The sequence below is a fragment of the Companilactobacillus versmoldensis DSM 14857 = KCTC 3814 genome (assembly GCF_001434295.1).
GTDB lineage: Bacteria > Bacillota > Bacilli > Lactobacillales > Lactobacillaceae > Companilactobacillus > Companilactobacillus versmoldensis.
In genome coordinates this window covers 78,452-99,722 of record NZ_AZFA01000008.1, presented here as the reverse complement: position 1 = coordinate 99,722, position 21,271 = coordinate 78,452, and the positions used below count along the sequence as shown (strand labels likewise).

Here is a 21,271-nt window from a genome sequence, read left to right as displayed (position 1 = left end):
TAACAACAATTCATAAGCCAGAATGGTGTAAAATAAAATTATATTTCCTATATAATTTTGTATATATTGGGGGCTTATCATGAATTTTAAACTTTGGTGGACGTTGAATGCCTTTTGGGCAATCGTTTTCGTCACAGTATTTATTTATATCATGGTTAGAAAAATGACCATCACCGGGCCAGTGCAAGTATATCAAATGCGCATGGTAGCACTAGCCATCGAAGGTTATTTCTTGGGGATCATTGGTGTTGCACAGGTTCTGCTGTATCATTACATCAAAAGCAAAAGTAAGCATGATAAAAAGAACGACTAATTTTAGAAAAAAGGGGACATCTCAAATTTGGGATGTCCTCTTTGAATTATTTAGATAGTAGTAAATCAATTAATGGTTGGGCGTCGATGTCACCTAAATTAGCTTTTAAGTCGACTTTTTCAAAAGCTTTTTTCAGTCCAGCTTGGTCAAATTCAACATTGATCAAGGCTTTTTCGATCAGATGAATATCACCACCAGTGATAAAGTCACCATAAATTTTAACATCAGAGATCTTGTTTTCCTTGAGTGAGAAATTGAAAGCGACAGTTCCGATATCAAAGTGCTTGGAAACATAATTAGTGAAGCCAGGATTTTCGCCGTAATTCCATGCGTCTGTATCATATTTGTCTTTCAAACGTGAGTCGATAACTTCCCAGTCATGATCATTAAGGTGGTAAGTTTCGATATCTTCTAACGAATCAGCATGGAAGATCTTTTTCAATAATTCTTCCTTGAATTCATCAGCAGACATGCTCTTATATGGCTCATCCAAATAATCTTTGATATTAGTGATCCGTTTGTTGACGGATTTGACACCTTTCGATTCCAATTTATCTTTTTCAGGTGTCAAAACAGAACTAGCGGTATCCATGCTCAAGTCAAACATTAATGTACCGCCGGCAGCATAAGAATGACCGACTTTAAACATTGTCATACCAGAAAACTTTTTATCATCGACAACGATATCATTCCGTCCACGCATCTCGACCCCAGTAGCTCCCATTTCGTGTAGAGCATCCACGATTGGTTTAGCAAAATATTCGTAATCGCCGAAATGGTCATCGTTATCAATGACGATATTTTCGAAAATCAAGTTGCCGAAATCGTGATAGACAGCACCGCCACCAGAAGTTCTCCGAACTAATTGGATCTTATGATCCTTTAAGTATGGGAAGTTGACCTCAGCATAGGCGTTTTGATGGACACCAACAATCGCCGAAGGATTGTTGATATACATGATCAATCCGTGACCAGGCAACTTTAGATCGTTGACTAAATAATTATCTAGCGATTGGTTAACGATTGCATTGTAAACCGGCTTACCGTTTCTTGAAGTATCAATAAGGAACATTTACACACACCCCTTTGTTTTTACATCATATATTGTAAGCCTTTACAGAAAGAAATAAAAAAATTATTCGGTGGGGGACAATCCTTTAACGATAAAGTCGATCAAATGCTGGAGTTCTATATCTTCATCGTAACGAAGCTCATCGAACAATAAGTAGTGCTCAGCTATGTAGCCAAAGAAACTGGTAAAAATAAAACGAAAAATCTCGGTATTGTCCCAATCGACCATCAGTTTTTTAGCTTTTAAGTCATTAGAAACATCGTTAAAACTTTTCATGTAACCATAAGGAATGGTTTGAATCATCTTGTCACGAATCTTCAAGTCGTAAATAAATTCGTTAGCAAAGATCTTGATCACATCGACGTTTTCTTTAAAGAAGTCATTACGATTTTTGATGATAGTTGCAACAAAATCATAGAGACTATCGTAGTGAGTTTGCAAAGTTGCCTCAGAAAATTCGTTGACGACCTTAGGTAAAATATTTCTTAACAAAGGATTGAGGATCGAAAAAAGTAGGTCCTCTTTATTTTTAAATTTTTTAAAAATGCTGCCTTCAGATACGCCGGCGTTTTCAGCAATTTCTTTAGTGCTAGTATTGGCGTAGCCCTTTTTTGAAAAGAGCTCGATTGCCGAACGGAAGATCTTGTTTTGTTTGTCAGTCAAGCCTGAGGTTTCGGGAGAGTCAGTATAAATATTGATGATTTTGGTCATTTTTATACACCTCATTTCAGATATTAATAATAGTTTAGCCTAAATTGGTCCCTAAGAACGTATCAAATGAAAAAGACCGACAATTTTATCAATTGTCGGTCTTGTCGTGAATAATCGAAAGATGACTGATTGTCATACTTTCTAAAACGTGGTTGATTGCCTTCAACCACACACATGGGAGAAGTTTTTACACTTCATTGACGTTTGGGAGTAGTAAACGTCGATTGCAGGAAAAATAGAAAAGGTAAATTATGCTTGATGAGTAGTGTGACTTGAGTGATTTACACCATGATAGCCAATGTAAAATTGTACGATGGCAAGCACGATGTTGACATAGTTGAGTGCATTGAACCATGCATCAATTCCGCCGACTTTGGCAGCACCAAAGTATACCCAGAAGCCAATAACGATGGCAACCACGTTGATCCAAGCAAAAGTTTTCTCTGTATTTGGCTTGTCCATAACGAACCACATCCAAATAACGTTCACAATGAACCAAACTGCGAGAATCCAAAACATTGTAGTAAACATAATAACCAACCTCGATCCCTATAATAATTTCTTAATTACCGCGGGTGAGTACTCACTATCTCATCTGCAACTTCAGTATAGTTCAATCGAAACTAAAGTCAACCATTAATATAAAATTGTTTATATTTATTATTTGAAAATAAATCATAATACTAAAACCCTTTAGTATCAGTTATCCATTGATAAATAATTTTTAAATCAGTTCAAAAAATAGCTAATTATCATTGACGACGGTGGCAAATAATTGAGGATACTGAACCAATATGTTTCAATTGCCGTGTAAAAATATAACCCTCACGAAGGAGTGATTTATCATGGCAAAAAAAGTAGCATTCATCACTGGAGCTGCTCAAGGGATCGGCAAAGCTATCGCCGAAAGATTGACTAAAGATGGTTTTGCTATTGCAGTCGCTGACTTCAATATCGAAGGAGCTCAAAAGACTGCAGACGAATTGAACAAGACTGGGCAAGCTATTGCCGTTCAACTCGATGTTTCAAAACGTGATGAAGTCTTTGCCGCTGTTGAAAAAACGGTCGCTGAATTGGGAGATTTGAATGTCGTCGTCAATAATGCAGGACTTGGTCCAACAACGCCAATCGAAACTATCACCGAAGAACAATTTGAAAAAGTTTACGCCGTCAATGTCGGCAGCATTTACTGGGGCATCCAAGCCGCAATCAAAGCTTTCCGTGACAAAGGTCATGGTGGAAAGATCATCAATGCGTCTTCACAAGCTGGTCAAGTTGGAAATCCTAACTTGGCACTGTATAGTGGAACAAAATTTGCCATTCGAGGAATTACTCAAACAGCTGCTCGCGACCTCGCCAAAGATGGCATTACCGTCAATGCATACTGTCCTGGGATCGTTAAAACACCAATGATGATGGATATTGCTCATCAAGTCGGTCAAGAAAATGGCAAGGATGATGAATGGGGTATGAAACAATTCTCCAAGGATATCGCTCTTGGTCGTCTATCAGAACCATCAGACGTGGCAGCTTGTGTTTCCTATCTAGCTGGGCCTGATTCAGATTATATGACAGGCCAAGCACTTTTGATCGATGGTGGTATGGTCTTCAATTAGAATAATTTTTCCCTATAATCCGATTTTGGATTGTAGGGATTTTTTTTGGTCTGATACAATATGGACAAGAAGGTGAAGAGATGGCAAAAATGGCACAAGTTTTGGTCGTCATGGATATGCAAAAAGGGTTCTCTGATGCGTATCAATTTGATGACTTAATAGAAAGAATCAATCAACGGATCACAGAGTATAAAGAAGCAGGTCTTCCGGTGATCTTTATTCAACACAATGAGAAAGGGATGCTTCAGGGTAGTAAGGAATGGCAGTTTGCTGATGATTTAGCGGTCAAAGATGACGATTTAGTGGTTCAAAAGACACATTTGAATGCTTTTTATAAGACAGAATTAAATGACTTATTGACCGAGAATGATTTGGACCAAATAGAGATCTGTGGTCTGCAAACGGAATATTGTTGTAACGCTACTATCACGATGGCGCATGGCTTAGGATATCAGATACTTATGCAATCTGGAATGACCACGACTTACGATAATCAATTTATGACGGCACAAGAGACGATTGAATTCTGCGAAGATATTTGGGACAGCAATTTTTTGACATTCATATAACTATATTTTTGTAAATATATATCATATGAGCATATTTTGGCCCATTACCCTAGGAACCGACTATAATAGAATATGTGGGAGTCTGGTTTGGTGTCTTTCAATTTTTATGAAAGGTAGCGAAAATATGCAGGGATATAAAAATTCAGCAGATTTAATCGAACATTTGAAAACGAGTTATCATCAATTTATCGACGAGTATCAAGGGATTTCTGACAACATCGCCGACGATAAGATTTCACAAGTGGATAAAACACCACGAGAAATGCTGTCATACCAAGTTGGTTGGATTCATATGATTTTATCATGGGAACAAACCGAGGAAAGCGGCAAAGAAATTACGACACCAACTCCCGGATACAAGTGGGATCAAATGAGACAATTGTATGATGACTTTAATGTCAAATATGGTTCGGAAGGTCTTCAAGCGGAGGAACAAGAATTAGGTAAGGTAGTTAAAGAACTTATGGAATGGGTCGACAAGATGCCAGAGGATGAGTTGTTTAAGCCTGGTCAGAGAAAGTGGGCTACAACTAAAGCTATGTGGCCAGTTTCTAAGTGGATCAGGATCAATGCTATTTCTCCGTTCACCAATTACAGTCGCCAAGTTAGAAAGTGGAAGAACTTCACTGTTCGAAAAAGCGAAAGACAAAATGCACAATAAATAGGTGTTGTGTAAATGAGCCCAATAAAAAAGCACTTCTAAGATGAATACACTGATTCGAGTGTATTTTTGTTGTCTTAGGAGTGCTTTTTGTTTGTCTGATTATTTATTGATGCGGTGGTAGTTCTCGTCGAAGTACTTGCCGTTTCTGATGTCATCAGGTAATTCTGGGTAAGGTGCTTCAGAGATAACGTCTTCGTTATTTTGACCTGCATCGCCGATGTATGTGATATGGGCGAATTCAGGCACAACCATCTTTGGATATGTTTCGTATTTTTCACGTGATTCTTCCATTAATGGGATGAAGTCGTTTTGATACTTAACAGTGATTTCTGGATGATCTTGGACCCACTTAGGGAAGAAGATAGTACCATTCAATTTCTTTTCGTTAGGGACGAAGTCTAATGCTACGTCAGTACCAGTTGGTTCTGTCCAAGCTACTTTGTAGATTCCTTCAGTTAGCAAGTTGATGTTAGCTTCTTGGTCTTTGACCCAACGTCCAGCAACCATGCCTCCGTGGATCCGGTAGTCAACAGTGTGATCGTTTTTAGCATACCATTCGTATTCCCAACCATTATCGTAAGTGTAGATAAAGTGTGTTCCTAAAAAGTCGTCTAATGTTTTAAAAGTTTTTTCAGTCATTATATGTCTCCTCTGACGTAATTTGTTACATGTAATTAATTACATGTTTTTGAGTACATAGATAATGTATACTCATTGTGACATTAAGTCAAGGGAGAAATTTTTATAATGGCGCAAAAAAATCGGCTCCAGTATATTATTTTGGGGTTATTGAATATTGGATCAAAGACTGGCTATGACTTAGCTAAGGCCTTCGATTCTGACATTGGGGAGTTTTGGTCGGCTAATCATAGCCAGATCTATCCCTTGTTAAAAAAGATGGAACAAGATGAGATGATCACTCACCATGAAATTCAGGTCGGCCAAAAATTGGTCAAGAAAAGTTATGATATCACTGATCAAGGCAAGAAGAACTTTCATGAATGGTTAGAAGAGCCTTCTGAAGCCGACAACAGTCATGATGAATTTATATTGAAACTGTATTTCATTAAAGATGCTAACTCGGAATTACTAGAAGAGATGGTCGTCAGTCAATTGGAACTGCGGACTGACAAGTTGTCTCATCTTCAAGATCAACTAGCGGACAAATTCCCCGACCAGGCAAGCCAACAGGCAAACTACGGTCACTATTGCGTATTAAAACATGCTATTCAACGAGAAAGTGGCTATGTTGATTGGTTAAAAGGTATCTAAAAAGAGCTCAACGAATCCCAGAAGGGAATTCATTGAGCTCTATTTTTTACGTTGGAATGATATCGATCAATAAGAAGCCGATGATACCGATAATTATTAATAGTGAAAAGTTGATGACTGAAAAAGCAGCTAAGTATTTACCGGGACTGCCCTTAAAGTAATAGCGGTATTGCTTGAAAGCCAATAAGTTAGCTAGTGAAGCGACCACAGTACCCATACCACCAATATTTGTCCCTAAGAAAATTGCATGGACATAAGTCGAGAACTTCGAGATCAGGATAGTCGTGGGAACATTACTGATGAATTGACTAGTAATGATCGAAGCTAAGTAAGTCCCTGTCTTATTCTGGATCAAGCCCGTCAAATGGCTGACGATAGCAGGATCTCGATTGATGTTACCAACTGCGATGAAGAAACACATAAAAATCAACACGATCGAATAATCGACCGACTGTAAAATTTTCGGATTGATGAAAACGACAAGTAACAATGCTGCCACTAGTGAAGACCACATTGGGATGACTGAAAAAATACCTAAGAAGATGATAACTGTGACCATGGCGGTAAGAGTCAAATGTGGAATATTTAGCGTAACAGCTGGAAGTTTTCGCAACTCAATCTTGTTTTTCTTGAAGAATCGCGTCACCGTGAAGACCATGATGAAGTCGATAATGGTGATTGGTGTCGACATAACAAAGAATTGACCAATGTTCAAATTGAAATGAGTCAACATAAACAAGTTATGGGTATTACCAAACGGTGTGAAGATACTTCCTAAGTTAGCTGCTAAAGTGATCAGGATAACTGGATAAATCGGATTTATCTTCAGATTGCGGGTGATTTTATAGAACAGTGGAACTAGTGTCAAAATCGTGACATCGTTCGTTAAAAACATGGCACCGAAAAATGCAAGACTGGCCAGCATAAAAACTAATTGTTGCGTCGTTTTAGCCCGTCGAGTCAAATAAGCAGCGTAATACTTCAACACATCAAGGTAATCGTAGATCTGAATGATGATCATCATTGAAATCAACGAGGTAATGGTCTTCCAGTTGATGTCTGAAAGCTGCGGCGGACTAATAAATGATGTGATGATCGCGGCCGCACCCGCTATCCACAGCACCTTGTCCGAGAAAACTCGTTTTAAGACGTTCATAAATGTTCTTCCCCTAGGAAATTAACCTTAAAAAAATATTTGTTCTTTTAAAAAATAACCAACATACATTATACATAAGAATAGTCGTATTTGATTATAAAAATTTGTCGAATTCAGTTACTAATATATTGTGAACTTCACATGTATTAGGGTCAACCACTGATAAAAAATAATCAAAAATAGTCATTTGCTGGTAGTTTAATGATGAAAATATGCTTTAAGTCGCCCCTAAACAAAAAGCCACCAAAATTGGTGACTTTGAGATCAATTATTTTTCGTCTTTGGTGATCAATTCTTGACCACGTAAATTCCAAGTGAGTGCAAATAGGGCGGTCGCAATCAAGCAGGAAATAAAAATCGTGATGAATCCAGCTGACCAACCTAGGTGATCAACGATTACCCCCATAATGGCGTTAGCAGCAACGGAACCGAAGAGATAACCGAATAGTCCGGTCAATCCGGCGGCTGTACCTGCGGCTTTCTTAGGCACGGAATCGAGCGCTTGCAAGCCAATCAACATAACTGGTCCATAAATTAGGAAGCCAATCATAAACAGAGCGATATTGATCATGGCCAAATCAGTAGCTTTCCAGTACATGATGATGAAGATACTTACGACTAACATCAGGCAAACTCCGGCAGGGCCACGGCGACCTTTGAATAATTTATCTGAGACCCAACCGGCAAAAATGGTTCCGGGGATGCCGGCTAATTCATAGATCATATACGAAGTTGAGGAACTACCTAAAGAGATATTCCGCATTTCCGTCAAATAAGCTGGTGCCCAATTTTCGATTCCATAGCGGACGAAGTAAACGAAAATATTGGCGAAGGCGATGATCCAGACCCATTTGTTGTTCAATACGTGTTGGAACAAGATCTCACGCGGTGTCAATTCAGTTTCGTACATGGTGTGTTCTTCGTTAGGAAAGTCATCTTTATAGGTTTCGATTGGTGGCAATCCTTGAGATTCAGGTGTATCGCGAATCAAAAGATAAGCGATGACGGCAACGATGATACCGACGATAGCGGGAATGATGAAGGCACCAGTGTATGATTTCATGCCGGTGACGTGGGCAGCAAAGAAGGCGATACCTCCAGCAGCCAATGGTGCCATCAATCCGGCACCGACGTTATGGGCAACATTCCAAACGGAAGTCCAGCCACCACGTTCAGAAACTGAATACCAGTGTGTCAAGACACGTCCAGAAGGTGGCCAGCCCATTCCTTCAAACCAACCGATCAAGAACAGCAAAATGAACATGGCAGTGATCGATTGTGTTAAAACAGGAATAAAACCAAACATCAAATTAATAATAGCGGTTAGGATCAAACCTAAAGGTAAGAAGATACGTGCATTACTACGGTCAGAAATTATCCCACTAAAGAATTTACTGAAACCGTAAGCGATAGAAACGGCTGAAAAAGCTAGACCTAATTGGGTCTTAGAAAAGCCCTCGTCAACTAGTTTCGGTATAACTAATGAAAAATTATTGCGCAATAAATAATACCCAGCATATCCGATGAAGATCCCCAAGAAGACCTGCCAGCGCAAACGCTTATACGTCTCGTCGACTTTGCCTTTGGGAACAACTTTATCGGTAGTTGGTGGTGTTAAAAAGCTCATATTTTGGACCCCCTAAAATATTGGTGTTGCTAGAATAAGTAACCGTTTTCATAATGAGTAAGTTTCAAGCAGTTGTCAATAAAATTTATAATATTTTGGTATAAATTTTACATAAACTCAATAACTTCATGATAAACGATTTATATATGATATTTTTACCATAAAAATACAGTTGCAAGCTTGTGATTGATTAATTTTAATTCTTCTGGCAAAATTGGTACAATGTAGGCGTCAACTAAGGAGGATATGAAGATGAATGACAAGAAAATAACCTTGTTTGTCTTAGTTTCGATGTTTCTCTCTGTCGTTGAGTTGACTGTTGATCCGACATTTTATTTAGGTAGGATTTTCTTAGGACTTTCAGTCTGTTCATTGATAGTTTATTCAGTGAGCTTTGTGATGCAAAATTGGCGTTACAAATCACCGAAGTAGTTGTTAATTGAATTTTTAGAGAAAGTATTAGCTTTAATTTAATTTTGAAATTATTTTGCGACTAGTTTCTTTTTCTAACGCAAAGGACGTAAACTCACATTAGTGAATTTACGTCCTTTGCGTTTTTCATTAGTAATTATTACTGATATACTCGTACAACAAGCGGGGGATATGTTAATGAATGATACGAAAAAATTATCGGTCGACATCAAAAAAATCTGGCGTTTAAAAGCTTTGTTGGAGTTTATCTTTTTCATGATTGCAACTGCTGGCTTATTGTGGTGGCATCGTTTAGCACCAGAAAAACTGCAGTCTTGGATTTTATCAGTAGCTTTGATAGTTTTGTTCCTAGGCTTAGCTGGGCTGATCTTCGAACTAGTCTTGGTCGAATATCGCTGGAATTTTTGGACTTACTTTAATGATGATCGCCAAGTTGAACTACACCGAGGCTTCTTTTTTAGAAAACAAGTCGTCATTCCCATTGCCCGAGTACAAAATGTTACCTTGAAGCAAGGACCCATCTTGCGTTGGAAGAATTTACAAAAGGTTGTCATCGAGACTGCTGCTGGTTCTAGTGAGATCAGCGGCCTGAAAAAGCCTGAAGCTGACCAATTGAAAGAACTAATCATGGAATTAGCTCGGGAGGCGAAGAATGACATCTAAGCCAAAGCACTTAAATATTGCTGCCTTGATTTTTTTCCTATATGACACAGCCAAACAGTTGGTCTTTCCCGGAGTGATCTTTCTGATTGGCTTCAATGGTATCGTCAGTCGCTTACTGATCGATACGTTTATTGCCGTATTTGTGGTTTTTATGATTATTTTTACTGTTTGGCCATACACCAAATTTACTTATCAATTGTTGGACGATGAAATAGTCATCCATTCAGGTATTTTCGTTAAAAAGGTCAATCATGTCCCATATGACCGGATACAAAATGTAATCGCTAATCAATGGTTCTTTTTGAAGCCATTTCACTTGGAAGAACTTCAGATCGAAACGGCTGGCCATTCTAATGGTGCCGAAGTCAGCCTGAAAGCAGTACCGACTTCTTTGAGAGATCAATTGAATCACTTGCGGGAAGCAAATCCCATCCATAAACAGCCCGTTGATGAATCGGAAACGGAAGTAACCGATGATCAGACACCTATCTTGAATAAGTATGTTATCAGTTGGCGAGATCTTTGGAAATTTGCGACGACATCACCGGCTTTTTTGTCAGGATTTTTGGTAGTTTTGTCGCTTTATGGAAAAGTTCAAGGGTCGATCAGTCAAAAATTTTATCAAAGCTTGTCAAAGCAAATGATTCATCTGGGGATACTGATTGCCGTAGGAGTGGCAATTTTGATCATCTTACTTTTCTACCTCGCCTCAGTCATGTTTTTGATAGCTCAGTATTACCATTTCACTTTGCAAGAATCGTCCGGGAAATTTTATACGCAACGGGGATTCTTCAAGAATCGCAAATCTAGCATCAACTTTGACCGCATCCAGGCAGTGATGATCAAGCAGCCGCTATTGAGAAGTTTCCTGAAAATCTCAACTGTTCAACTGATTGTAGTGTCTAATTATGCCAAAGGGGATACTGAAAATGACAATATTGTGATGCCAGTGATTACTGACGCCAAATTAGCAGCTTTCTTGGGAAAATTTTTCCCAGATATTCCCACTGAATTGGTTCCACATTTCCAACCTTTGCGAAGGACTTTTTTTTACTATTTGCGCAATGCCTTGATATATGCGGTGATAACGATTGGCTTATTGTCGTTTATGACTTTTTTCTCGTGGAAAATTTGGATTGGTATGGCAATCGTGGTCTTGATTTTTTGGCTGATACCAGCTTATTTATCAGCTAAACGCACCAATGTCAGTCTTTTGAATGATGAATTTTTAGTGATTAGACGCAATCATTTTATGACTAGGCAAAGTTTTTTCGTTCCTAAAAGTAGTATTCAACTTTTGGAGAAGCGACAAAGTCTTTGGTTGGAAAAACGGCATATGGCTAGTCTGACGGTCAATATTCGTGCAGGCAACGATAAGCGAGCAATAAAGATCAATTATCAGGCTGAAGCACCGATCGACGAGATCGTTGCCTGGTACAAATCTAATGAGAAATAAAAAAGCTGACAAAAATGTCAGCTTTTTTGGTATCTATATTTTTAAAGTTCGCCTTCAGCAATCTGATCAAGCACTGTCTTTGAAGGGATGTAGAACATTCCACCAGTTACTGGTGTTGAGAAGTCGAGCAAAAGGTCACTCTTGGTGAACATGTTTTTCAACATCGTATTGGTGATGTGGAAGCTCTTCGAATAGCCAATGAAGTAAGTACCGGTTTTATCTTTTGATGGATTTGAAAATGGTACATTCATCCGCACAATCTTGTGTTCAACTCCGCCTTCTTCATCTTTGGAAACGATGTTGTGAGCATTTGGTGATTTTTCGTCATCGTCTAGTTCACGATCAGAGAATTTGCGACGGCCGATAGTCTTTTCTTGCTCGTTTGTTGGAAGTGATTTCCAAGCATCCATGTTGTGCATGTATTTTTGAGCAAAGGCGTATGAACCGTTAGCAAATTCTGGATCATCATCGCTGTCGATCAAAGTGTAATCCATTGATTCTACGCCAGCTGGGTTTTCTGTACCGTCAATAAAACCAACGATTGAACGTCCTTCGAGATATCTGAAACCATGTGTTTCATCTTCGACAGTTGTGATTGGACGTAAGATATCCATGAATTGATCCATGATTTCGTAGCAAACAGCTTCAACTTTGGCACGTACGTGGAAGAACAAATCTCCGGGTGTTGATGGAGCAGTGTACTTAGGTCCTTTGACCTCTTTGAATGGTGCTAATTCTTTGGGCTTGTCAGCATTTGGGAATAAATAGTCCCAAGCATCAGAACTGAACCCCCATGCTACAGCCAATTCGTCGTCTTTGTTTCTAATTCTCATACTATTAATAATTGAATTGGACATATCAGCGAATTCTGCGATGACATCGCGATCCTTATCAAGATCATCTTTCTTCAGATTGAGAGTTGCGAAAATTACGCTCTCACCTGCATCTTTATAAACATCTTGAGCATCTTTGATATTAATTGCCATAAATTGACCTCCGCATACTTTATTTCTACTACTAATAGTACTATACAACTTATATGCTATAAATTAAATTTCACAAATTAATTTATTGATTTTGAAATTAATTTGTAGAATAATTAATGTTTAGGTAAAACAGAAAGTTTTTACATCGAAAGGGAGAAAGAATATGTGTACGAGTCTCAGTTACCAAGCTTTAGACGGTTCGAAATTTTTAGCTAGAACCATGGATTTTGCCTTTGAATTAAATGGTCGTCCAACCTTTTTACCAAGGGAGTATCAATGGGTCTCGTCCTTCGATGAGAAAACTTACGCCACTGATTACGCCATCATAGGTACTGGTGCCAAATTTGGCAAGAATTATATGATCGCCGATGGTTTCAATGAGTACGGCCTATCTGGTGCAGAATTGTATTTCTCACATGCTGCTGAATATGATGCAGAGCCAACTGATGGTGCCATCAATTTAGTTGCTGAAGAATTCTTGCTTTGGGCAATCGGCAACAATAAATCAATTGAAGATCTTAAAAATAATTTTAAAAATGTCCACTTGATCGATTCTGATCGTGGTGTCATGGGCGTCAATCAACCATTGCACTTCATTTTCAGTGATTCGACAGGTGCAACTTATATCCTCGAACCAGAAGGAAACGACTTGATCTTGCAAGAAGACAAAGTCGGAGTAATGACTAACACACCAGATTACAACTGGCATAAAACAACTTAGCCAACTATTTAGGTATTCAACCAAAGAATTTTGGTAAGAAGAATTTCGGCAAGGAAGAGGTTATTCCATTAGGTCAAAATGGAACCTTCGGAATGCCAGGAGGTTACACAGCCGTAGATCGTTTCATCAGAACAGCCTTCATGCGTCAAAACTCAGTACAACCTAAAGATAGCAAAGAAGCAGTCAATACGATCTTGCACACGTTAGATAGTGTAACAATCCCCAAGGGAGCAAACCTAAAGGACAACGACGATTCAAGCTATACTCAATATCAAACAGTCCTAGATCTAACCAACAAAATAATGTACTTCGTACCATACAGCAACAGAACCATCTATAAAACACCAATGACAAAAGAATTGATCGAAAACCAAAAAGAACCAAAACAGTTTGAGGTTAAAATGGAACAGGAGTTTAAAGAAATCTAGAGCGTTAGGCGGGGCGGTCAGCTGCTGAGCATAGCCTAGGCTGGCAGAACAGACGGCGGTTTTGGCCGTCCTGCCAGCCGTAGCTAAGCGGAGAAAATCAGAGCGCTCTTTCCCACGCCTTGACTCCGGAGCATAAGACCGGGAAATACGGAGCCGGCCCGCCCGGCCGCGGAGTGTTTCACGGTCTTATGTTGTAGGAGTCAGTGGGAAAGTGCGCGTTTCCGCTATAAGGCAGTAGAACGTTTCCGCTATAAGGCAGTAGAACGTTTCCGCTATAAGGCAGTAGAGCGTCGTTCCCCACGGGTGACTGAGGGGCATAAGGCAGAAAGACGGTAAGGGCCCGTCTGGCCCGGAGCCTTTTTGACTTGTGCACCGCAGTCAGTGGGAATAAGGCGCGTTTCCACTATAAATCAGTGAGGAGCATTCCAAACCAACTGAACAGTAACCACCACTTCCCAAAATCTCCAAAAGCACTTTCCTTAATATCCAACCAATTTCCTGTTAAAATAAAAAAATAAAGTAAAGCGCACGACTGAACCAATCAAACTTTGATCCCTGGTCATTTCGTACCTTCACAACTTAGCTCATGACCTTTGTTATGGGCTTTTTTGCTGTCCAAAATTTTTGTCAGTCAATATTGGGTTGGAATTTAGTTCAAAAATAAGATATACTACAAGCAATTAACACGACCAAAATGTTTATTGGTACGACCCAATATTTAAAAGGAGGATCTAGTGGCTGATTTAATTTATAAAACAATCATCGATTCCTTAAAAAAAGAGATCAATCAAAACCAATTTCCTAATATGAAATTGCCGGATGAAAGATCTTTAGCTGAACAATATGATGTGAGTCGAAGTTCGATCAAACGTGCTTTGGGAACTATGGCTGAACAAGGAATCATTTTTAAGAAACGTGGTTCTGGTACTTTTATTAATCCACTTTATTTGAAACAAGATTCCTATTTTAGTTATAGTGGTAAAAATTTAGGTATTACGGATAGTTATCAAATCAACGGCCAAAAGCCCGGTATCAAAGTTTTGAATTTTGATGTTGTCCGGCCTGATGCTGAATTACAGGACAACTTATTTTTGAAACCTAGCGAGTTTGTTTACTCCTTCAAGCGTTTGCGCTTGATCGATAATGTGCCATTTATGATTGAAACTGGTTATATTCCTATCAAACTTGCTCCCGAATTATCAGAGGATATTGCCTCAGAATCGATCTTTAACTACGTCGAATCTGAACTTTCTCAGGAAGTTAATAAGACTTATTTGACGATTTCGGCAGCTCCATCTGACGATGAGGGACAGCAATTATTGGATCTCGCTCCGACGGAACCTGTCGGTATGATGGAAGGTATTTTCTTCCTCAATGACGGTACTCCGTTTGAGTTTTCAACTATGAAATTACACTATAAATATTTCAAATACGGATCATTTGTTGATTTGAGTAATCGCTAACTATTATTGGGACGGTCCAATTAATTAAGTGGTTGACTTTTATTGACAACCCGTATATTATACTAGATAAATACGTAAGGAGAGTGTACTAATGACAGACTATTCATCAAAAGAATATTTGAACCTTGTCGATAAATATTGGCGTGCTGCCAACTACATTTCAGTGGGACAACTTTATTTTAAAGATAATCCATTGTTAAAACGTGATGTTAAAGCAGAAGACATCAAAGTTCACCCAATCGGACATTGGGGTACTATTGCTGGACAAAACTTTATTTACGCTCACTTGAACAGAATCATCAACAAGTACAATGTAAATATGTTCTATATTGAAGGACCAGGTCATGGTGGCCAAGTTATGGTTTCTAACTCATACTTGGATGGAAGCTATACAGAAGCTTATCCACAAATCACTCAAGACGAAAAGGGTATGCAAAAATTGTTTAAACAATTTTCATTCCCAGGTGGTGTTGCATCTCACGCTGCTCCTGAAACTCCCGGTTCAATGCATGAAGGTGGAGAATTAGGTTACTCACTATCACACGGTGTCGGTGCTATTCTTGATAACCCTGACCAAATTGCCGCTGTTGTAGTTGGTGATGGTGAATCAGAAACTGGTCCATTGGCCGCTTCATGGTTCTCAAACACATTCATTAACCCAGTTAATGACGGTGCTGTATTGCCAATCCTTAACTTAAATGGTTTCAAGATCTCAAACCCTACAATTTTGTCACGTAAGAGTGACGAACAATTGACTGAATACTTCAAGGGTATGGGTTGGGACCCAATCTTTGTTGAAGGCGACGATCCTGAAAAGATGCATCCTGAAATGGCTAAAGCTCTTGACGAAGCCATCGAAAAGATCCAATCAATTCAAACAGAAGCTAGAAAACATTCAGCTGAAGATGCTAAGATGCCTAACTGGCCTGTAGTTATCTTCCGTGCACCTAAGGGTTGGACTGGTCCTAAAGAATGGGATGGTGTTCCTATTGAAAACTCATTTAGAGCTCACCAAATTCCAATTCCTGTTGACCAAAACCACATGGAACATATCGATGCTCTATTAGACTGGATGAAGTCATACAAGCCAGAAGAATTGTTCAACGATGATGGTTCATTGAAAGATGACATCAAAGAAACAATCCCTGCTGACGATAAGAGAATGGCATCAAACCCTGTTGTTAATGGTGGCCTTGATCCAAAACCTCTTACATTGCCTGATTATAAGAACTATGCTCTTAAGATCGACAAGCCAGGTCAAAAGACTGCTCAAGATATGATCGAATTAGGTAAATATCTTGGCGATGTTATCAAAGATAACGAAAAGACATTCAGAATGTTCGGACCTGATGAAACAATGTCAAACCGTCTATATGGCGCATTTGATGCTTCACCTCGTCAATGGATGGAACCAGTTCACGAACCTAATGATCAATTCGAAGCACCTGCTGGCCGTATCATCGATTCACAACTTTCAGAACACCAAGCTGAAGGATTCCTCGAAGGTTATACATTAACTGGACGTCATGGTATCTTTACTTCATACGAAGCCTTCTTGAGAGTTGTCGACTCAATGCTCACACAACACTTCAAGTGGTTAAGAAAAGCTGATGAATTATCATGGAGAAACAAGTATCCTTCATTGACAGTTCTTGCTACATCAACTGCTTTCCAACAAGATCACAATGGTTATACTCACCAAGATCCAGGTATCATCACTCACTTAGCTGAAAAGAAACCTGAATTCATCCGTGAATATTTCCCAGCTGACACAAACTCATTGTTAGCCGTTATGCCACAAATCTTGAACGACCAAGAAAAGATCAACTTATTGGTTACTTCAAAACAACCACGTCTTCAATTCTTCACAATGGATGAAGCTGAAGAAATGGCTGATAAAGGTTACAAGGTTATCGACTGGGCTTCAAATGACAATGGCGACCCTGATATCGTTATTGCCTCAGCTGGTACAGAACCAACGATCGAATCACTTGCTGCTATCAGCATTTTGCGTAAGCAAAAACCTGACATCAAGATCAGATTCGTTAACGTTGTTGACTTGCTCAAGTTGCGTTCACCAGAAGTTGACCCTCGTGGCTTAACTGATGAAGAATTCAACGACATCTTCACAGTCGACAAACCAGTATTATTTGCTTTCCATGGTTTCGAAGATATCATTAAAGAAATCTTCTTTGACCGTGACAACCATAACTTGTTTGTTCATGGCTACCGTGAAAATGGTGATATTACTACACCATTCGATATGCGTGTCGTAAATGAACTTGACCGTTTCCACTTGGCAGAAGAAGTTGCTGTTGCTGTTGAAGGCGATGCTGCTAATGACTTTGCTGACGAAATGGAAGCTAAGGTTGACAAGCATAACAAGTACATCCGTGAACACGGTGATGACCTTCCAGAAGTAAACGACTGGAAATGGGACATTTAATTTACATAAATAAATTCTAAAACAACCACATATCCAAATTTATTTTGACTTAGAATACACTTAGTCAAAGAAAAATCCTGATCATATACCAGATCAGGATTTTTTTGTGGAATTTTTTTTAAATTAGGAGAAATTAAATTATATTAGATTTTCAGTGACTGAAAATGAAAGTCATTTATCGTTTCTCTTACAGCGAGTATGTATATTTCACAAACAAATTCTAATAAAACTCACTTATTCATAAATACCGAGACTAAGGGAATCTGGGGACTTTTTTAAACCTGAAAAACTTCAGTCAAAGGTGTTGAAAGTGAAGAAATTCCGTGTTAGTTTAAGCATGTAGGAAAAATATGAATAAGGCGGGTGGATTTTATGACAATTCAAATTATTGCATCACTTATCAAACTAGCAGGAGCAGCAATCATTGTTGCGTTTGCTCTACTTCTATTCGTATTGGGAAGCCGATACACACTACCCGTAGCAAGTGTAGGAGCACTCATCTTTGCAGTTTACGCATCTGGCAGATTTGCTAAAGAGGGTAAACTCAGATTAAGCTAAGTTGATCGATATTTTATTAAATTTGAATGGAGAAATTTTTAGTGACGATGTTCAATAAGACGCTAGGTTTACGGTTTTCCATTCACATAAAGATTCAAAGCTGTGGCTTTGAATCTTTTTTTGTATCCAGAATTATTGATATAATTGAAATATCGTTTTTAAAGGAGTTTTTACATGGAACAGACTGAACAATTACAAAAGGTCCGTCAATTTTCATATCAAAAAATGTCCCGTGACGAAACTGGACATAATTTTGATCATATCGAACGAGTCGTCAAAATGGCCAAACGAATCTTGAAAGAGGAGCAGACTGACCAATTGATCACTTTGTCTGCCGCTTATTTGCATGATGTTGCCGACGATAAATTAGTTGACGACCCCAAAGCTTTGGAACAAGAGATCCGAAAGTTCTTGGGTGGCATCGACTTTACTAATGATCAAATCGACGAGGTCTTGTACATCACGCATAACCTCGGCTTCAGCAAGTCCTTGAGCAAAAACCCACCCAAATTGTCGCTGGCTGGACAAGTCGTGCAAGATTCAGACCGACTAGATGCCATTGGAGCAATTGGGATTACCAGAGCAATTTATTACGGTGGGGTCAATCATGAAACGATTTATGATCCGAACATCAAGCCACGCCAAAATATGACTAAGCAGGAATATCGAAATTTAGATAACGAGACCATCATCAATCATTTTCATGAAAAGCTTTTGAAATTGACGGCGATGATGAATACCAAGACAGCCAAGAAAATCGCCGATGGTCGTCAGCAGTACATGCGTGACTTCTTGCAACAATTTTCTGATGAATGGAATTGTCGACAATAAAAAAGACCTGAAAGAAATCACGCTTTCAGGTCTGTTTTTTATGAGTAATCAAAACTTGAGGGGGAATTGATTACTATTTGTATAATATATTATGAGAATTATATATCATTTGAATTATGAGAATTATTATGAAGAGGTATAAGCAAGGGAGGCTGTCGCCTTCCCTTAACTTATGTACACATAATAACGAGAAAATATGAAGAATTTATGACGGTTTTGCAATTTAAGTTGGAAAATGCTGTTACAAAATTATTTCGTCAAATAGATCTTCTTCAAATCGTTGATTTGCTGGGCGTCAACTTGCAGAGTAGTTTTGATATAATTATCTAGACTACCAGCTGTTTCTTTGATTGCCTTTAAGGCAACGTTAATATAATCTTCATTAACAGTCAGCAAAGCCTTGATCGATTGGACCAAACTAGGGTCTTTGGCTTCGACTTGCTTTAAAACGTTAGCAACATAGACGTGGCTAGCTTGGTTAGTCAACAAGTAATCTTCCTTAATAGTAGGAAGTGGGACGCCTAAAGTGTAAAGGAAGAAGACTGCGCCCATGCCAGTCCGATCCTTACCCGCTGTACAATGGAATAATAGTACATCTTTTTCGCCATCGTTACCTAGTAATTCATCGAAGAAATTACGATAGGCTTGACGGGCTGTGTCTTCTGTTACCATGTTGCGATAAACATCAAGCATGTGATTGTAGCCATCGCGGGGGTCGAAGTCAATCTCAGGAACGACCCGATCTTCGATCTTGGAAGCCTCAGTTTGATCTTCAGTGAATACTGGTAGGGAAATATATTTTGCTCCATCAGGGATATGATCGGGCTTTTTAGCAATTTCATCAGATGAACGGAAATCAATATCTTTTTTAACACCGTAGTTTCCTAAATAGGCAGTATCGTTCTTGGTTAGATCACCTAAACCGGCTGAACGAATGATCTTGTGGTATTTAACGGATTCACCAGCTGCAGTTGTATAACCGCCGAGTTCACGGAAATTAAAACCGGCTTCAAGGTCGAGAATACGACGTGCGCTTTCGGTTGCTCTGTCCATAAATAGAACCCCTCTTCTCAATTATGTCTTAAAATAGAATTATGTATATTATAGCAAAAGGAAGATTAAGCCATGAAATTTCTGATCGCTCCAGGAAAGTATCATGATTCATCTATTAGTTCAAAACTAGTAGGTCAAGCGATTTATAGCGGTATTTCACGTGCATTACCTGATGCCAAAATAGTTACTATGCCTGTGACGGATAGTAAATATGGAATGCCTGCATTAGTAGCCCACACGATCGGGGGTCGTTGGGTCGATCTACCTTTTTTCGATGCCTTCTGGCAGAACAAAATGGGCAAATATCTACTAACTAACATTGACAGTCAGGATACCGCAATTATCGACACAGAACAAATAGTAGGTCCTGAACTAGCCATTGCCAAAAATCGGAATGATTTATTTCATGCTACTAGTTATGGAATCGGGGAATTCATCCTTGATGCAGTTACTAGCGGTTATCGAGAGATCGTTGTTTCTTTAGGAACATCAGAAACATTTGATGGTGGCTTAGGAGCTCTTCAGGCACTCGGAGCCAAGATTTATGATGAAGGTGGGGATTTGATCCCAGAAGGGGAGAACCCGCTGATAAACGGCTATGAAGTCGATCTCGATGATGTTTATCGCTTACTGCATAAAACTCGGATCACTTTATTGTTGAGTTATTCATCTAACGTTCAACTTGAAGGTCAAAGAGATTATTTATCAGAAACACAAAAAGATTTTTTGGAAGATAACTTACTTTTTATTACAGAAAAAATTAATCAGAAGTATAATTTAGATATACACCCAATGCCTCATTCAGGATCAATCAAAACATTAGCTGGAGCTTTTGCCATGATCAGAGCCCATATCTCTCGGTCTTCATTTGAATGGGTAGCAAATGTGACTGGTATGGATGAAACGATTCGTTCAGTCGATGTGATGGTCACTGCGACTGATGAAGTGTCAGCTGAGTCGATGCATGATGAGATCTTGTTTCATCTTAGCAAGATCGCCGGGTATTCGAAGATGCCGACTTTTGTTTTGTGTAACAACTTTATTGATGATTTCGAAGATTATGAACAGCTTTTTACGGGGATATTTTCCACGCAAATGTCTAATTATGCTAATGATAATAATGACGAACAAATGCTTTTCGAACATTATGAATCAATCGCCAATCAGTTAGCGCGGACATTGGATGCATTTCATAATGGAAACCATTGAAATTATTAAAATTATGCTTTAATCT

General features: G+C 38.9%; 21 protein-coding genes and 1 pseudogene. 14 read left to right on the top strand and 8 right to left on the bottom strand.

Translation table 11 applies throughout. From position 1 onward, the window contains the following. Positions 1-79 precede the first annotated feature (79 nt). A complete protein-coding gene (locus tag FC27_RS05865) occupies positions 80-313 on the top strand; it encodes a DUF3923 family protein (RefSeq protein ID WP_010625208.1) in 234 nt (77 codons plus the stop codon). Positions 314-359: 46 nt separating this feature from the next. On the opposite strand, the gene FC27_RS05860 is transcribed toward FC27_RS05865, so the two are convergent. From FC27_RS05860 to FC27_RS05850, 3 genes are all read right to left on the bottom strand, one after another. Continuing rightward, positions 360-1,385, bottom strand: coding sequence for a lipoate--protein ligase (locus tag FC27_RS05860; RefSeq protein WP_010625207.1), 1,026 nt, complete (start codon positions 1,383-1,385; stop codon positions 360-362). Positions 1,386-1,448: 63 nt separating this feature from the next. Beyond that, on the bottom strand, positions 1,449-2,096 hold the full coding sequence (locus tag FC27_RS05855) for a TetR/AcrR family transcriptional regulator (protein ID WP_056938082.1): 648 nt from the start codon (positions 2,094-2,096) through the stop codon (positions 1,449-1,451). A 249-nt stretch (positions 2,097-2,345) separates the two neighbouring features. Further along, positions 2,346-2,627 carry a hypothetical protein gene (locus FC27_RS05850; protein ID WP_010625204.1) on the bottom strand — a complete coding sequence of 94 codons (282 nt, stop codon included), beginning with the start codon at positions 2,625-2,627 and terminating at the stop codon, positions 2,346-2,348. A gap of 314 nt (positions 2,628-2,941) precedes the next feature. Here FC27_RS05850 and FC27_RS05845 point away from each other — a divergent pair, with 314 nt between their 5' ends. The 3 genes from FC27_RS05845 (at position 2,942) to FC27_RS05835 (ending at position 4,942) form a co-directional block, all read left to right on the top strand. Next, positions 2,942-3,712: a (S)-acetoin forming diacetyl reductase gene (locus FC27_RS05845; protein ID WP_010625203.1), complete on the top strand. Its 771-nt coding sequence runs from the start codon at positions 2,942-2,944 to the stop codon at positions 3,710-3,712. An 80-nt stretch (positions 3,713-3,792) separates the two neighbouring features. Beyond that, positions 3,793-4,281, top strand: coding sequence for a cysteine hydrolase family protein (locus FC27_RS05840; RefSeq protein WP_010625202.1), 489 nt, complete (start codon positions 3,793-3,795; stop codon positions 4,279-4,281). A 124-nt stretch (positions 4,282-4,405) separates the two neighbouring features. After that, positions 4,406-4,942: a ClbS/DfsB family four-helix bundle protein gene (locus tag FC27_RS05835; RefSeq protein WP_040521353.1), complete on the top strand. Its 537-nt coding sequence runs from the start codon at positions 4,406-4,408 to the stop codon at positions 4,940-4,942. A 102-nt stretch (positions 4,943-5,044) separates the two neighbouring features. Here FC27_RS05835 and FC27_RS05830 read toward each other — a convergent pair whose 3' ends face one another. Next, entirely contained in the window at positions 5,045-5,584 is a 540-nt protein-coding gene (locus FC27_RS05830) for a phenolic acid decarboxylase (RefSeq protein WP_010625200.1), read from the bottom strand. A 108-nt stretch (positions 5,585-5,692) separates the two neighbouring features. Here FC27_RS05830 and FC27_RS05825 point away from each other — a divergent pair, with 108 nt between their 5' ends. Then, complete coding sequence (locus tag FC27_RS05825; RefSeq protein ID WP_010625199.1) at positions 5,693-6,217, top strand: PadR family transcriptional regulator; 525 nt, start codon at positions 5,693-5,695, stop codon at positions 6,215-6,217. A 46-nt stretch (positions 6,218-6,263) separates the two neighbouring features. Here the strand turns inward: FC27_RS05825 and FC27_RS05820 are convergent, their stop codons facing one another. Together FC27_RS05820 and pgtP are read right to left on the bottom strand one after the other, a co-directional pair. Beyond that, entirely contained in the window at positions 6,264-7,373 is a 1,110-nt protein-coding gene (locus FC27_RS05820) for an SLC13 family permease (RefSeq protein ID WP_010625198.1), read from the bottom strand. Positions 7,374-7,641: 268 nt separating this feature from the next. Next, entirely contained in the window at positions 7,642-9,000 is a 1,359-nt protein-coding gene (pgtP, locus tag FC27_RS05815) for a phosphoglycerate transporter protein PgtP (RefSeq protein ID WP_010625197.1), read from the bottom strand. Positions 9,001-9,252: 252 nt separating this feature from the next. Between pgtP and FC27_RS05810 the strand changes: the two genes are divergently transcribed. From FC27_RS05810 to FC27_RS05800, 3 genes are all read left to right on the top strand, one after another. Then, positions 9,253-9,432, top strand: coding sequence for a hypothetical protein (locus tag FC27_RS05810; RefSeq protein ID WP_029508230.1), 180 nt, complete (start codon positions 9,253-9,255; stop codon positions 9,430-9,432). Between the two features lie 177 nt (positions 9,433-9,609). Next, positions 9,610-10,095, top strand: coding sequence for a PH domain-containing protein (locus FC27_RS05805; protein WP_010625196.1), 486 nt, complete (start codon positions 9,610-9,612; stop codon positions 10,093-10,095). Further along, positions 10,085-11,551 carry a PH domain-containing protein gene (locus FC27_RS05800; protein WP_010625195.1) on the top strand — a complete coding sequence of 489 codons (1,467 nt, stop codon included), beginning with the start codon at positions 10,085-10,087 and terminating at the stop codon, positions 11,549-11,551. The genes FC27_RS05805 and FC27_RS05800 overlap by 11 nt, the downstream gene beginning before the upstream one ends. Before the next feature lie 41 nt (positions 11,552-11,592). On the opposite strand, the gene FC27_RS05795 is transcribed toward FC27_RS05800, so the two are convergent. Further along, positions 11,593-12,537 carry a Dyp-type peroxidase gene (locus tag FC27_RS05795; protein ID WP_010625194.1) on the bottom strand — a complete coding sequence of 315 codons (945 nt, stop codon included), beginning with the start codon at positions 12,535-12,537 and terminating at the stop codon, positions 11,593-11,595. A gap of 163 nt (positions 12,538-12,700) precedes the next feature. On the opposite strand from FC27_RS05795, the pseudogene FC27_RS11600 reads away from it, so the two are divergent. The 5 genes and pseudogenes from FC27_RS11600 (at position 12,701) to FC27_RS05765 (ending at position 18,984) form a co-directional block, all read left to right on the top strand. After that, positions 12,701-13,686, top strand: a pseudogene (locus FC27_RS11600) (choloylglycine hydrolase family protein). Positions 13,687-14,420: 734 nt separating this feature from the next. After that, positions 14,421-15,149, top strand: a complete 729-nt coding sequence (locus tag FC27_RS05780) for a GntR family transcriptional regulator (protein ID WP_010625191.1) — start codon at positions 14,421-14,423, stop codon at positions 15,147-15,149. Between the two features lie 91 nt (positions 15,150-15,240). Continuing rightward, the gene (locus FC27_RS05775) at positions 15,241-17,595 is read left to right on the top strand and encodes a phosphoketolase family protein (protein WP_010625190.1); all 2,355 of its coding nucleotides are present in this window, start codon (positions 15,241-15,243) and stop codon (positions 17,593-17,595) included. A 372-nt stretch (positions 17,596-17,967) separates the two neighbouring features. Beyond that, positions 17,968-18,153 (top strand): hypothetical protein, encoded by a 186-nt coding sequence (locus tag FC27_RS05770; protein WP_010625189.1) that lies wholly within the window; start codon positions 17,968-17,970, stop codon positions 18,151-18,153. A 174-nt stretch (positions 18,154-18,327) separates the two neighbouring features. After that, the gene (locus tag FC27_RS05765) at positions 18,328-18,984 is read left to right on the top strand and encodes an HD domain-containing protein (RefSeq protein WP_010625188.1); all 657 of its coding nucleotides are present in this window, start codon (positions 18,328-18,330) and stop codon (positions 18,982-18,984) included. A gap of 249 nt (positions 18,985-19,233) precedes the next feature. Here the strand turns inward: FC27_RS05765 and FC27_RS05760 are convergent, their stop codons facing one another. Then, positions 19,234-20,037 carry a tyrosine-protein phosphatase gene (locus tag FC27_RS05760; protein ID WP_010625187.1) on the bottom strand — a complete coding sequence of 268 codons (804 nt, stop codon included), beginning with the start codon at positions 20,035-20,037 and terminating at the stop codon, positions 19,234-19,236. 72 nt (positions 20,038-20,109) lie between these two features. Here FC27_RS05760 and FC27_RS05755 point away from each other — a divergent pair, with 72 nt between their 5' ends. Beyond that, the gene (locus FC27_RS05755; RefSeq protein WP_010625186.1) at positions 20,110-21,246 is read left to right on the top strand and encodes a glycerate kinase; all 1,137 of its coding nucleotides are present in this window, start codon (positions 20,110-20,112) and stop codon (positions 21,244-21,246) included. Positions 21,247-21,271 lie beyond the last annotated feature (25 nt).

Excerpts from the sequence above, each read along its gene's own strand:
- FC27_RS05865 (WP_010625208.1), top strand. The coding sequence starts at position 80 with ATGAATTTTAAACTTTGGTGGACGTTGAATGCCTTTTGGGCAATCGTT.
- FC27_RS05860 (WP_010625207.1), bottom strand. The coding sequence starts at position 1,385 with ATGTTCCTTATTGATACTTCAAGAAACGGTAAGCCGGTTTACAATGCA.
- FC27_RS05855 (WP_056938082.1), bottom strand. The coding sequence starts at position 2,096 with ATGACCAAAATCATCAATATTTATACTGACTCTCCCGAAACCTCAGGC.
- FC27_RS05850 (WP_010625204.1), bottom strand. The coding sequence starts at position 2,627 with ATGTTTACTACAATGTTTTGGATTCTCGCAGTTTGGTTCATTGTGAAC.
- FC27_RS05845 (WP_010625203.1), top strand. The coding sequence starts at position 2,942 with ATGGCAAAAAAAGTAGCATTCATCACTGGAGCTGCTCAAGGGATCGGC.
- FC27_RS05840 (WP_010625202.1), top strand. The coding sequence starts at position 3,793 with ATGGCAAAAATGGCACAAGTTTTGGTCGTCATGGATATGCAAAAAGGG.
- FC27_RS05835 (WP_040521353.1), top strand. The coding sequence starts at position 4,406 with ATGCAGGGATATAAAAATTCAGCAGATTTAATCGAACATTTGAAAACG.
- FC27_RS05830 (WP_010625200.1), bottom strand. The coding sequence starts at position 5,584 with ATGACTGAAAAAACTTTTAAAACATTAGACGACTTTTTAGGAACACAC.
- FC27_RS05825 (WP_010625199.1), top strand. The coding sequence starts at position 5,693 with ATGGCGCAAAAAAATCGGCTCCAGTATATTATTTTGGGGTTATTGAAT.
- FC27_RS05820 (WP_010625198.1), bottom strand. The coding sequence starts at position 7,373 with ATGAACGTCTTAAAACGAGTTTTCTCGGACAAGGTGCTGTGGATAGCG.
- pgtP (WP_010625197.1), bottom strand. The coding sequence starts at position 9,000 with ATGAGCTTTTTAACACCACCAACTACCGATAAAGTTGTTCCCAAAGGC.
- FC27_RS05810 (WP_029508230.1), top strand. The coding sequence starts at position 9,253 with ATGAATGACAAGAAAATAACCTTGTTTGTCTTAGTTTCGATGTTTCTC.
- FC27_RS05805 (WP_010625196.1), top strand. The coding sequence starts at position 9,610 with ATGAATGATACGAAAAAATTATCGGTCGACATCAAAAAAATCTGGCGT.
- FC27_RS05800 (WP_010625195.1), top strand. The coding sequence starts at position 10,085 with ATGACATCTAAGCCAAAGCACTTAAATATTGCTGCCTTGATTTTTTTC.
- FC27_RS05795 (WP_010625194.1), bottom strand. The coding sequence starts at position 12,537 with ATGGCAATTAATATCAAAGATGCTCAAGATGTTTATAAAGATGCAGGT.
- FC27_RS05775 (WP_010625190.1), top strand. The coding sequence starts at position 15,241 with ATGACAGACTATTCATCAAAAGAATATTTGAACCTTGTCGATAAATAT.
- FC27_RS05770 (WP_010625189.1), top strand. The coding sequence starts at position 17,968 with ATGACAATTCAAATTATTGCATCACTTATCAAACTAGCAGGAGCAGCA.
- FC27_RS05765 (WP_010625188.1), top strand. The coding sequence starts at position 18,328 with ATGGAACAGACTGAACAATTACAAAAGGTCCGTCAATTTTCATATCAA.
- FC27_RS05760 (WP_010625187.1), bottom strand. The coding sequence starts at position 20,037 with ATGGACAGAGCAACCGAAAGCGCACGTCGTATTCTCGACCTTGAAGCC.
- FC27_RS05755 (WP_010625186.1), top strand. The coding sequence starts at position 20,110 with ATGAAATTTCTGATCGCTCCAGGAAAGTATCATGATTCATCTATTAGT.